The organism is Arthrobacter sp. E3 (assembly GCF_017353415.1).
GTDB lineage: Bacteria > Actinomycetota > Actinomycetes > Actinomycetales > Micrococcaceae > Specibacter.
In genome coordinates this window covers 14,872-27,421 of sequence record NZ_JAFMPX010000044.1, presented here as the reverse complement: position 1 = coordinate 27,421, position 12,550 = coordinate 14,872, and the positions used below count along the sequence as shown (strand labels likewise).

9 protein-coding genes are annotated in these 12,550 nt (G+C 62.9%); 3 read left to right on the top strand and 6 right to left on the bottom strand.

Going from position 1 to position 12,550, the window contains the following annotated elements; translation table 11 throughout:
• Nucleotides 1-144: 144 nt before the first annotated feature.
• The 6 genes from JMA46_RS14870 to JMA46_RS14845 form a co-directional block, all read right to left on the bottom strand.
• A complete protein-coding gene (locus JMA46_RS14870) occupies nt 145-981 on the bottom strand; it encodes a type IV toxin-antitoxin system AbiEi family antitoxin domain-containing protein (protein ID WP_207346125.1) in 837 nt (278 codons plus the stop codon).
• 205 nt (nt 982-1,186) lie between these two features.
• Nucleotides 1,187-2,986 carry an ATP-binding cassette domain-containing protein gene (locus tag JMA46_RS14865; RefSeq protein WP_207346124.1) on the bottom strand — a complete coding sequence of 600 codons (1,800 nt, stop codon included), beginning with the start codon at nt 2,984-2,986 and terminating at the stop codon, nt 1,187-1,189.
• 62 nt (nt 2,987-3,048) lie between these two features.
• Nucleotides 3,049-4,092, bottom strand: a complete 1,044-nt coding sequence (locus tag JMA46_RS14860; RefSeq protein ID WP_207346123.1) for a 4-(cytidine 5'-diphospho)-2-C-methyl-D-erythritol kinase — start codon at nt 4,090-4,092, stop codon at nt 3,049-3,051.
• A 10-nt stretch (nt 4,093-4,102) separates the two neighbouring features.
• Nucleotides 4,103-4,975 carry a 16S rRNA (adenine(1518)-N(6)/adenine(1519)-N(6))-dimethyltransferase RsmA gene (gene rsmA / locus JMA46_RS14855; RefSeq protein WP_207346130.1) on the bottom strand — a complete coding sequence of 291 codons (873 nt, stop codon included), beginning with the start codon at nt 4,973-4,975 and terminating at the stop codon, nt 4,103-4,105.
• Nucleotides 4,976-5,078: 103 nt separating this feature from the next.
• The gene (locus JMA46_RS14850; RefSeq protein WP_247647341.1) at nt 5,079-6,257 is read right to left on the bottom strand and encodes a resuscitation-promoting factor; all 1,179 of its coding nucleotides are present in this window, start codon (nt 6,255-6,257) and stop codon (nt 5,079-5,081) included.
• Between the two features lie 291 nt (nt 6,258-6,548).
• A complete protein-coding gene (locus JMA46_RS14845) occupies nt 6,549-7,487 on the bottom strand; it encodes a TatD family hydrolase (RefSeq protein WP_207346122.1) in 939 nt (312 codons plus the stop codon).
• A 137-nt stretch (nt 7,488-7,624) separates the two neighbouring features.
• Between JMA46_RS14845 and JMA46_RS14840 the strand changes: the two genes are divergently transcribed.
• The 3 genes from JMA46_RS14840 to JMA46_RS14830 are packed head-to-tail and all read left to right on the top strand — an operon-like array spanning nt 7,625 to nt 12,510.
• Nucleotides 7,625-8,692 carry a MoxR family ATPase gene (locus JMA46_RS14840; RefSeq protein WP_207346121.1) on the top strand — a complete coding sequence of 356 codons (1,068 nt, stop codon included), beginning with the start codon at nt 7,625-7,627 and terminating at the stop codon, nt 8,690-8,692.
• Between the two features lie 15 nt (nt 8,693-8,707).
• Nucleotides 8,708-10,087 carry a DUF58 domain-containing protein gene (locus tag JMA46_RS17660; RefSeq protein ID WP_207346120.1) on the top strand — a complete coding sequence of 460 codons (1,380 nt, stop codon included), beginning with the start codon at nt 8,708-8,710 and terminating at the stop codon, nt 10,085-10,087.
• The gene (locus JMA46_RS14830; protein ID WP_207346119.1) at nt 10,039-12,510 is read left to right on the top strand and encodes a DUF3488 and transglutaminase-like domain-containing protein; all 2,472 of its coding nucleotides are present in this window, start codon (nt 10,039-10,041) and stop codon (nt 12,508-12,510) included. The genes JMA46_RS17660 and JMA46_RS14830 overlap by 49 nt, the downstream gene beginning before the upstream one ends.
• The last annotated feature ends 40 nt before the right edge of the window (nt 12,511-12,550 follow it).

The window sequence follows — 12,550 nt, the reverse complement described above, 5'->3', positions numbered from 1 at the left end:
ACACCCCGAAAGATTCCGCCGGCCACCCACCACACCAGCCCCCGCCAAACACGTCGGCATCAACCTACCCAAACCACAAACACCACAAAAACTAGCCAAGTGACTCAACACAGCTTGACAATTTTCGCTGCGCACCGTTGGGCACTAATGGTGCCTCGCTGCAAGCGTTTCAAAGGCCAGCCGGACCCAGCGCAGCATTTCTTCCGGAAAGTACATGGCCACGGCGGCCCTAAAGTGCAGCACAGGGACGTCCTGGATCATGAGAACGTTGCCGCGGCGAAGGTCCTCTTTCCAAGCTTCCTCGTTGTTATGGTAGTCCTTGCCATCAATTTCGAGCCCCAGCTGGCCATCCACCAGAGCATCAAGATGGCCCAGACCGCGAATGTAGGCCTGTCCCTGGACGTTGTAGCCAGCCTTCTGCAACTGGTATCTGGCGCATGTTTCAGGAATCGACATCGATTGCGGGTCGATCAGCTCAATGATCTTGCGAATCCGGGCATCATTCCGCCTGCTGAAGAACGCCCGCAGCTGTGCCACCGTGCATTTTCCCTTGACAACGGCTGATTCCAGCACACAAAGTATCTCCAACTCCGTCCCACACTGCGCACAATGGCGAAGAATGTCCCGCAGGAGCAGCCTGCCTTGGAATCTGTGCGTCACACAACCTGATACCGGCCGGCCGTGCGCCGTCCCGACATGCGGAACATCCTGGGCGTGGAGCACCCAAAGCCCTTCTTGTCTCGCACGGCCAAAACACGTCAGCTCCGCCTGATTGCTGGCCAGGTGCTCCGCCTGGGGCGAGGACCCCTCGGCCGCATAGACACCACGACAGACCCGCTTTATGCGCCCTGATTGAACAGCCTGCCGGATGTGCCGGTCCGAGAATCCTCGGTCCACGAGCACGCTGCGCCGAACGGTTCCACCCAGGGCGGCAATAACAGACTCGATGGGGCTGGTGGTACGGCTGTTTTGTGCATTCATGGCACCATAGTTGGCCAGAAAAGAAGGCAGCGGCAGCCCCGGCGTCGTAGTTGTGAACAAGAAGGCGCCGGGCCATGGCTGTGGAAGAAGAAACACAACCCAGTTCGGCGGGGCAGAACACGCCGTGGCGCACCCGTGAGGTTCAATGGTGCGCCATTCCTGGGCTGCGCACCGTTGCCGAACAATGGTGCGCAGCTTCAACCTGTTACTCCAGGACCTCGGAGGCAGCAAGCCATTCAAGTTCCAGGCCCTCGCGCTCAGTGGCAAGCTTCGCCAGTTTCGCGTTCAGCTCGTTCAGCGCGTCGTAATCCCCCACGTGCTCGGTCATCTTGGCATGGGCCTTTGCCGCAGCCGCCGAGTTCTTGCCCAACTGGCGCTCAAGGCGGTTCAGGACCTTGCGGGCGTCACGCTTCTCCGCCTCGCTGGGCCCGGCAGGCCCGGCTGCCGCGGCGCCGCCGGCTGATGCAGGGCCGGGAGCGGATGTGTCCCCGGCTTGACGCAGTTCCAAGTACTGGTCCACGCCTCCCGGCAGCCCGCGCAGCTTGCCGTCGCCCAGCAGCGCCATCTGATGATCCGTGACGCGTTCCAGCAGGTACCTATCGTGTGAGACCACCACCAGCGTGCCTGGCCAGCCGTCAAGGACATCCTCCACGGCCGCAAGGGTATCGGTGTCAAGGTCGTTCGTGGGCTCATCGAGCATGAGCACGTTCGGCTCCCCCACCAGAAGGCGCAGCAGCTGCAACCGCCTGCGCTCACCACCGGAGAGGTCCTTCACTTGTGTCCATTGCTTGTCCTTCGTGAAACCAAGCTGCTCCACGAGTGTCCCGGCGCTCATTTCCTTGCCGCCGACGTCGAAGGAACGCTTCTCGCGCTCGATGACTTCGATGACGCGCATGTCCAGGACGTCGTCAAGCTCGTTGACCTCCTGGGTCAGCACGGCCGTCTTCACGGTCTTGCCGCGCTTGACCTTCCCTGCCGACGGCTCGAGCTCACCGTTGAGCAGCTTCAACAGCGTGGTCTTGCCCGCTCCATTGACGCCCACCAAACCCAGCCGTTCCCCCGGCGCCAGTCGCAGCGTGATGTTCTTGAACATTTCCTTCGCGTTTTCGCCTTCACCGAAGCTCAACGACACGTTCTCCAAGTCCAGCACGTCCTTGCCCAGGCGTGCCGTGGCCATCTTGGACAGGGCGACGGTGTCGCGCGGTTCCGGCACATCGGCGATGAGCTCGTTGGCGGCCTCGATGCGGAACTTGGGCTTGGCCGTGCGGGCAGGGGCACCGCGGCGCAGCCACGCCAGTTCCTTCTTCACAAGCTGGACGCGCTTGGTCTCAATGACTGAGTTCATCCTGTCGCGCTCGGCACGGGCCAGCACATACGCTGCATAGCCTCCGTCGAACGGGTCAATGACACCGTCATGGACTTCCCACGTGCGCGTGCACACTTCGTCGAGGAACCAACGGTCGTGAGTGACGACGACGAACGCGCCTTCGTTGGCCCGCCACCGCTGTTTGAGGTGCTTTGCCAGCCAGGCCACACCCTCCACATCAAGGTGGTTGGTGGGCTCATCGAGCATGATGACGTCGTCATCCCCGATCAGCAGCTTGGCCAAGGCCACACGACGCTTCTGGCCGCCGGAGAGCGAGTGGATGTTCGCATGCCAGTCCACCTCACCCACCAGGTTGCCCATGATTTCGCGGATCTTGGGGTTGGACGCCCATTCGTGGTCTGCCGCCTCCCCCACGATCGCGAAGCCCACCGTGTCATCGCCGTCGAGCACGTCGGTCTGGTCAAGGTAGCTGACCTGAACCCCGCCGCGCACAGTGACACGGCCCGAGTCCGCCGTTTGCCGCCCGGCCAGCAGGCGCATCAGCGTGGACTTGCCATCACCGTTGCGCCCCACAATGCCAATGCGGTCCCCTTCTTCAAGCCCTACACTGACCCCGTCAAGGACCGTCCGGGTTGCGAAGGCGATGCTTAGATTTTCTCCGCCCAGCAAATGAGCCACGTGGTACCACTTTCCATAAAAAATAATCGTTGAGAAGACAAGTCTTGCAGGTGCACAGGCGCTTAAGCGATAATCGCGGCTCCATGCACGGGACCGGCAACGGCCCACGCCTCATGCCCGCGTGCCGAAAAGTCCGCCGCGAGCTCGGCTGCATGCTCCCCGGAGGACGCGAGAAACGCCAGCGTTGGGCCGGAGCCGGACACCAGCGACGCCAGCGCACCCAGCTCGTCCCCCAGCGCCAGCACATCTGCCAGCTCCGGGGCCAAGGCCAGCGCGGCCGCTTGCAAGTCGTTGTGCAGGTACGGGGCCAAAGCGTGTGCATCCCCGGCCCGCAAGGCAGCCAAAACACCGGGGGCAACCTGCCGCGGGTCCTCCGCCTCGACGCCGCCAGCCACACGCAGTTCATCCAATTTTCCGTACACGACCGGCGTGGACAGCCCATGGCTGGCAGGCACCAGCACCCAGTGCAGGGGCGTCGGCGCCAACGCTTCTGTCAGTTTGTCCCCCACGCCGAGGCCGACGGCGGCACCGCCCAAGAGTGCGAACGGCACGTCTGCGCCCAGCTCGGCCCCAATTTGTGAAAGTTCTTCCCGGCAGAGTCCCGTGCGCCACAGCGCGTCGCAGGCCACAAGCGTGGCTGCGGCGTCGGCCGAGCCCCCGCCCATGCCGCCGGCGATGGGGACATGCTTGGTGATTTCCAGGTGCACGCCACAGGGGTTGTCGGCGATTTCGGCTATGAGCAGGGCTGCCTTCACTGCCAGGTTGCGGCCATCGAGGGGGATCTTTGCCAGTTCGGCAGGCTCAAGGGTGCTTGCAGGGCTGATGCTCACGCTCACGTCGGTGGCCGGGCTGCCCGGCTTGGAAGAGGCAAACACTTCTTCATGACGGGAGACGGCAAGGTACGTGCTGGCTACGTTGTGGTAGCCATCTTCACGCAGCGGGCCCACCCGAAAGTAGGCGTTGATTTTTCCGGGTGCGCTGACTCTGACATGCCGCGGGGAATGAGTCCACAGGGGGGTCGCGTCGAAGAAATCATCGCTGGTGGGCGAGTCCCATGCTGCCCGGCTCTCGCGGTAGCTCTCTCTGCCGTTTTTTGTTGGCTCCATTGGTTCCATGTCAGGCCGTGAACGGGATCTTGGCTTCGGCGATGCGGGCGTAGGCGGCTACGTCAATGACTTCGCCACGGGCGCTGGGGTCAACGCCCGCCTGGCGCAGATAGCTCTCGGCTGCCGCAGCGCCACCGGCCCAGCCTGCCAAGGCTGCGCGCAGAGTTTTGCGGCGTTGGGCGAAGGCTGCATCGATGACGGCGAACACTTCTTCGCGGCTGGCCCGTGTCACGGGTGGTTCGTGGCGGGTGAAAGCCACCAGACCCGAGGAAATCTTGGGGGCTGGCCAAAACACGTTCATTCCGATCACCCCGGCCTTGCGCATTTTGGAATACCAGGCGCCCTTGACCGAAGGCACGCCGTACGTCTTGGATCCAGGCCCGGCCACCATGCGGTCGGCCACCTCGTCCTGGACCATGACAAGGCCATGCTGCAGGGACGGGAAATGTTCCAGCAGGTTCAGCACCACTGGCACGGCGACGTTGTACGGCAGATTCGCCACCAGGGCCGTCGGTTCGCAGGGAAGTTCGCGCACACGCATTGCATCGGAAAGGACGACGTCGAGGTTGCCCGCCAATCCCGGGCGGAACGCGGCTACGGTGGAGGGGAGCTTTGCGGCCAGCACGGGGTCGATTTCCACGGCAACCACGCGGGCGGCGGCATCGAGCAGACCGAGTGTCAGCGACCCCAGGCCCGGGCCGACTTCAAGCACGGTCTCAGCCGGGTCGAGGTTGGCCGCTGCCACAATCCGGCGGATCGTGTTGCCGTCAATGACGAAGTTTTGACCCAGCGTTTTCGTGGGACGGACGCCGATTTCCTCCGCGAGGCGACGGATTTCGGTGGCACCCAGCAGTGGCTGGGTTGCGGGGCTGGGCTCAGGCAGGGTCACGGAATAATCGTAGCCGCTATTAACGAGTTGACTCCCCCGCCGCGAAAACGCGGCGAGGGAGCCCGGGAACTTGTGCGATCAGGTTTGTCCTGCTCTGTCAGCCTGCAGCGTGGGCGCAGCCCCATGGTCCGAGGCCGGCCTTGGCGTAGTAGGTGTTGGCCACGGCGATTTGCTGGGCCTTCGTGGCCAAGCTGGCGTTGGGGGCGTAAGCTCCACCACCGTTGGCCAACCAGCTGGGGATGTCGAACTGGAGTCCGCCGTAGTAGCCGTTTCCGGTGTTGATGGACCAGTTGCCTGTTGACTCACACTGGGCAATGGCATCCCACATGGCTTCATTGGACATGGCCGGTGCTGAGGCTCCGGTGTTGGCGCCTGCGGCTTCAGCCTTGGGTGCGGATGCTGCTGCGCGAGCAGGAGCAGGAGCAGCAGCTGTAGGAGCGGGAGCAGCGGGACGTTCCTTGCTGCCAACACTTATTGCAGCCGCTACGGGAGCCTTGGTGATCGAAGAGCCAGTTTCGGTACGGCTGACAACAACCCCGTCAATAGTCACGGTACGGAAAGTGCGTTGCAGGCTTCCCGCGACGCCGGCGGTGACGGTTTTCTTTTCATCCTTGAAAAGTGCCGGGTCCACGCTTTCTTCGGTTTCGAAAGGCACAGCCTCAGTTTCCTTGGCGTTGCCGGCAGTGTTCACACGCGTCACCTTGATGACCATGTTTTCAACAACAGTTGCGTTGCGGGGGGTGGAAACCAGGTCCGTCTTGGCCAGTGTCACACCTGCTTCGCCGAGTACGTCGGAAACGTTCTGCGCCGTCGTGGTCTTGACGTTCTTTTTGCCGTCGGCCACCAGAACCACCTTCTTGGGTGTGATGATGTTGATGTCGCTGGAGTTGGCGAGCAGTGTGTCAGCTGGAACGGAAATCCTGGCATTCGCGGCGATACCCAATTGGTTGATCAAGCCGCTGATCTTATTGGACGTGGTGGTGACGACTTGTTCTGTGCCGTCCAAACTCACGGTGATGTTCTTGGCCGTGTTGACGGTGATGGTTCCACCGTTTTCCACCGGTGTGTCAAGGGCCGGGGTGACATGGTCTGCTGCGGTGACGCTCAGGTCTGCCCGCTTGAGCACGTCCCCTACGGAACCGCCAAAGCCTTGAACTGAACTGCTTTGACCATCAACAACAAGGGTGACGGTCTTGTTGGCAGTCACGAACGCCATCAGGCCTGCCACGAGTGCCACAAGCACTGCTGCCTGGCAGGCAAGCTTCAAATAGCTCAATTTGCCATTGACTGTAAGAAATGAAGACACAGGTTCCCGTAACTACTAGAGCGCCCGAGCACGGGGAAGATGAAGGAACGGCATCCAGTCGATTTTTTTCCGCAGAGAAGTGCGGAAACACCCACCAGAAACTGTTCTTACGAACGGGATCCGCTGACCCAAGTGAACGGTGGATCAAGCGGCATTACCTCCGTTGGTCTTCCCCGACCACGGCTAATAGTTCTTGAGCGTAACCTAATCGTGACCAAATGGACAAGATTTGATCACGGGAATGTGATGGATGCCACGTTTCTAATCGTTCCAGGAGCCGTAGACAGTTTCAGTATTCCTGCGCAGAAGCTGACACATGCCGGCCAATTCACGGTCCAGTAATTGACTCATGCTTCGTACTGTATAGGGCAGCATGTAGCTGGCATTGGGGCGGCCTCGGAACGGATGCGGCGTCAAAAATGGTGCGTCAGTCTCGACCAAAATTAGTGCTGGCTCGGCAACAGCCAGGGCCTCGCGCAGATTTTTCGCGTTCTTGAACGTCACCGTCCCGGAAAAGGACATGTACCAGCCGTTGTCATTGCAGATTTTTGCCAGTTCGGCATCCCCTGAGAAACAGTGAAACACCAAACGCTCAGGCGCCCCCGACTGTTGCAAAATATTGAGCACATCGGTGTGCGCGTCACGGCAGTGAATTTGCAGGGCAAGGTTTCGCCGCTTCGCGATTTCCAGATGTTCGCGGAACGAGTGGTGTTGGGCCGCCATGCCGCTCTCCCCCGTCCTGAAGTAGTCAAGGCCCGTTTCCCCGATGGCTCGAATTCTGGGGAGGGCGGACAGTGCATCGATTTCAGCAAGTGCATCCTCGAGAGTCCCTGCAGCCGCCAGCTCCGGGGCATCGTTGGGGTGAATTGCCACCGCGCCCAACAGGCGCTTGTCGGCCTCCACGGCAGCCACAGTGAAGCGTGATGACGGCAGGTCGCACCCCACCTGCACAGCTCCACCGACACCCACGGATTGGGCAGCGTCCAGCGCATCCGCCAAACCAACCGGGGAATCACCGAAGTCAAAGTGCGTGTGGTTGTCATAGACGGGTTCCGGAAGTGGTTCCGGAGCTGCCGCAAAAGCGCCCTGGCGGAAGCCGCCGTCGTTGTTGGCGGAAACGTTGCTGGCGAACTCATTCCTCGCAACCAGCTCCGCCAAGGATTCGGGCCGGTAGGGGCGGGGTACATCTTCAGCGCACATAGAGCATTACTTTACCTTTCCCACGCTATTGTTTGCCCGTATTCGTTGCAGCGGTGGAGTCAAATGCAGCTCAAGCTAGTAGCGTGGGTCACAGCAGCGTCCGGGCTTTGCGCCGGGCATCAACCGAAAGGTAAGGCATGCACCCGCAGGAAACCATGGTGGCAGGCTCGGGAGCGGTAGGCTCAGGGCCGCAGGCACCCGTGGAGGGTCCGCGCTCTGCACATGCCAGCAGCGAGCCCGCCATGGATGCAGCAACCTTCGCCAAAATCAGCGCTGACATCAGGGCTACCATGAATACGGTCATCGACGGCAAGGAAGAGGCAGTGCGGCTGGCTTTGACCGTGCTGCTCGCCGGCGGGCACCTCTTGTTGGAGGATGTGCCCGGCGTGGGCAAGACCCTGCTGGCAAAATCCCTGGCACGAGCCGTGGACTGCTCAGTCAACCGCATCCAGTTCACCCCGGACTTGCTTCCCAGCGATATCACGGGCGTGTCAGTATTCAACCAATCCGCACAGACTTTTGTTTTCCGCCCCGGAGCCATTTTTGCCAATATTGTCATTGGCGACGAGATCAACAGGGCCTCGGCCAAAACCCAGTCCGCTTTGTTGGAGTCCATGGCCGAGCACCAGGTCACAGTGGATGGAACCACGTACCTGCTGCAGCAACCGTTCATGGTGGTCGCCACTCAAAACCCCATTGAGATGGAAGGCACCTATCCTCTTCCCGAAGCGCAGCGGGACCGCTTTATGGCACGGATTTCGTTGGGATATCCCGACGAAGCCGCCGAACTCGCCATGCTTGAAAGCCACCAGTCAGTCAACCCACTTGACAGCATCGACGCGGTCGCATCGGCCGCGCAAGTCCGCTCCATGGTGCAGACCGTGGCAGCCGTTCACGTCTCGCCAGCTGTGCGTGCCTACACCGTGGCGTTGGGCCAGGCCACGCGGAACAGTCCTGCCTTGCGTTTGGGCGCCAGTCCGCGAGCGCTTTTGCAATTGTTGCGAGCAGCGAAAGCAGCTGCCGCATTGGAGGGACGCGGCTTTGTACTGCCGGATGACATCCGCATGCTGGCAGAACCGGTGTTGGCCCATCGCTTGTTGGTGGAGCGCAGTGCCGCCAGCCAGGGTGCGACGCCGTCGGGCATCGTGGAGGACGTGCTCGGCAAGGTCGCCGTACCTGGCATGCCGAACGGTCGGTCCAGGTAAGGCCAGGTGTTCTCCGTGCGTCCTTTCCGCCCCCGGGGCTGGTTGCTGCTGGGCTTCGGTGCGCTGGCACTGTTACTTGCGTGGGTCCTTGGCCGCCGCGACTTGTTGGCCGTAGCCGTGTTTTGCTGTGCGCTGCCAGTGGTTGCCGGTGCGGGCCTGTACTGGTTGAAGCATGGCTTTTCCGTCAAGCGGAGCTTTTCACCGGCACTGGCCCAGGTTGGCCGGCCCGTGTCCGTCACGCTTGACGTGCGCGGGCACGCCCATGGCGGGGAGCAGATGCGGCTGATGGAGGAACTGCCGGTCAGCTTCCATGACCTGCCCCGGTTCAACCATCCCAACCCGGTGGTCCCGCGCGGCTTGTTGAGCCGTTACCACTATCAGCTGCACCCATCCCGCCGTGGCATTTTCACCATTGGCCCGCTCACGGCAGAGTTCGCCGACCCCTTCGACGTTGCGTTTTTGCAGCGCAGCCTCGACACCGGTGACATGCTGGCGGTGGCACCGGCCGCCGTCGGGCTTCCCACCATTTCCATTGCTGATGGCAGGGGTCGGGACGGAACACGCAGCACTTCGGAGCTTGCCCATGCCAGCGCCGACGATGCCATGACGCGCGAATACCACTATGGGGACCCGCTCCGGCGCGTCCACTGGCCCGGGACAGCGCGGCAGGGCAAGCTCATGGTGCGTGCCGAGGAGTCAGTCACAGCCCCTGAAGCAGCGCTGGTGCTCGACCGCCGGGCGTTCGCGTTCGGGCAGCCGTCCGGGGGCCCGGGCCTGCCCTCGCTTCGCACCACCGCCGTCTTTGAATCCGCGGTGGTCGCGGCAATGTCCATCGCAACGCATTTACTGGACGTGGGCTACACCGTGCGCATCCTGGACCATGCCGGCCAGCCGGCGTTTGCCTCCTCTAGCTCGGCGCTGGAAGGAAACACCGTGGATTTCAACGGCACACACGGCGCCCTTGAAGTTGCCGCCGCGTTGGCCGCCCTGGAACTCGCCCTGCCCGTGCCCGGCGCCGGTGCACCTTCCGCCCGCCCCCGGGCCACTGGACTCCCGGCCACTGGACTCCCGGCCACCGGCCCACCGGCCACAGGGGAACGCGACTTTGGCGATGCGGTGGCCCACAAGCTCCACCGCGGCCGGCGCGGCGGGCCTTTGGTGGCAGTGACCGGACTGCTCAGCCTCGACGAGGCCCGGCTGTTGGCAGGCACGGCCGACGCGTCACAAACTGCGTGTGCGCTGGTGCTGTGCAAGGAACCTGAGCAGGCCGCGGAGGCTCTGACGATCCTGCACAGCGCGGGCTGGCAGGCCGTGGCCTTGCCCAAGGGAATGCCACTGGCGGAAGCGTGGCTGCAGTTCGACAGGCACGGTCATTCGGTGGTACGGCAGTCATGACCGGGGTCCTGAGCGGGAGCAGCCGCGGACGCAACGGCCACCAGCACAACGGCCCCCAGCACGACGGCGGAGGGCGCCCTCCAGCGCAGGTGCCACGGAGGTTGCTGGGGGAGCCCGTGACGGGCTCGGCCCGCTGGATGCTGGCCCTGGCCATGTTCGCGGCCGTCATGGGCGCCTCCCTGTGCCTGCGCGTCGTGCTTGCAAGTTTTGACTGGTGGCTACCGTCAGCCGTGGTGGTTGCCGGCACGCTGGTACTCCCTGCCCTGCTGCGGCGGTGGCCGGCGTTGGGGTCCTATGCACCGCTGGGGGCATTGGCCGGTTGGTTCATGGCCTTGACCCTGGTATTTTTTCCAGCCACGGCCATTTTGGGATTTATCCCCACACCGCGGACGGTAGAGGCTGTGCTGGCGCTGACCGCCGATGCCTCTAACGTGATCCTGACCAGTGCCACCCCCGTTCCCGCTGCAGCGTCGATGAGCTTTTTGGTGGCTGCCGGGCTGGGTTTTGTGGCGCTCGCCATTGACACCGTGGCCCTGACCGTGGCCATGCCAGCGGCCAGTTCGCTGGGATTTATCCTGATCCTGCTGCCCCCGGCACTGACCACCAAGGCCGGCATTGACGTTTGGGGGTTCGCCTGGGTGGCGGCAGGTTTTTTGCTGGTGTTGGGGTGCTGCCGCTGGTACGCCCCCGAAGGCAGACTGCGCACAGGAACTCGCACCTACCCCAGTAGAACCTTGACTCGGGCTGTGGCCCTGGGCGCCGTGGTGGTGCTGTTAATGGCAGCCGTACCGGCGATCATTCCCGGTTTTAGCACAGGCACTTTTCCCCAAGGCGCGCGGCTGGGTAAGGGCTCGGGCGTGGCTCAGCTGGACGCCATGATCGCTTTGGGCGTGGACCTGCGCTCACCCTCTAACAACGTCAGTTTGACGTACCTGACCAACATGCCCAGTGCAGAATATTTACGGCTGAACACGCTTGAAAACTTTACCGGGCAGTCATGGCAGCCGTCCGCGTTTCCGGACGGGCTGAAGCCCGGGGTGACTGGCTTGTCCGCCACCCCTGCCATCCCACCGGCCCTGCCGCGAACCCGGACCGTCACGCGCATTTCCACCGTCGGCCTGCAAAGCAGTTGGCTACCCAGCCCACTTTCCGTCACCAGTGTTGAGAACCTCGACGGGCAGTGGGTGTGGAACCCGTCCACACAAACCATCCAGTCCGGGAGATCCTCCACGCTGGGCCAGTCGTATGTGGTGAACAGCGAAATGCCTGAGCTCAACCCGGGCCTGCTGGCAGCAGCCACCGCGAGCGCAGCGGGGGATGTGGACCCCGTCTACACCCAGCTGCCCCCGGATGTCCCTGCGGTTGTCAGCACCACCGCCAAAGCGGTTGCCGGTTCCTCCCCTACCCCTTATGCCAAAGCCGTGGCATTGCAGGAATATCTGCGCTCTTCCGTGTTCAGCTACAGCCTTGCAACCCCTGTTGAAGGGGACTACGACGGGTCGGGCATGGCGGTGCTGGCATCCTTTTTGCAAAAGAAGAGCGGCTACTGTGTGCACTTTTCTGCCGCCATGGCCGTCATGGCAAGGGAAATGGGCATTCCTTCCCGCATCGCAGTGGGGTACGCCCCCGGGGCAAGCACAGCTGAAACAGCAGTGCTCGACGGCCAACAACTCAAGGGCTTCCAAGCAAGCGGTCTGGATGCCCATGCCTGGCCGGAGCTGTTCTTTGCAGGCGTGGGCTGGGTGCCCTTCGAACCAACACCGTCCCGCGGCAGCGTACCCGACTACTCGCTCGATTTGACCACCCCGGTTTCCGATGGCAGCGGCCCCACCGCCCCCGCCGTGGACCAGGTCCCTACACTGACCGCCACGGCCACGCCCAGTGCGACGGCGGGCGCATCAGGATCCGCCGCGGGCACCCCTCCCAGCAGCTGGCTGCTTGCTCCAGGAATCAGCTTTCTCGTACTTATACTGTTGGGCGCCCCGGCCCTGACCAGGGCCGCGGTACGACGCCGGCGGCTGGCCCGGGTGCGCGACGGCGGCAAAACTGCTCCCGGCGCGGCACCGGAACTCGTTGCGTGGCGTGAACTGCTCACTACGGCCAGTGACTACGGCAGTCCCGCTGACCCTGCCCTGACCCCGGCACTGAACGCCGAGAGAATCGCACACTTGGCCGGCGTTTCCACCCCGGGTGCGCTGGCACTGCTCCTACACGCCTACGAACAGGCCGTCTACGGCCGAACGGATGATTCCGCCGCACCTGACCAATCTTGGGATGGACGCCCGGACCTGGCCGACGCACTTGAAACACTCATCTTCCGTATTCAGACGCACGCCACGGTGTGGCAACGATTGCGCGCGAGCATTGTACCGGCGTCGTTCTTCAGGAAACGCCAAAGCAGCAGCGCCAAAGTAAGCGTGTGAAGGTCGCAGCACAGAAGCAGCCGTGCCAGAACATCAGCAC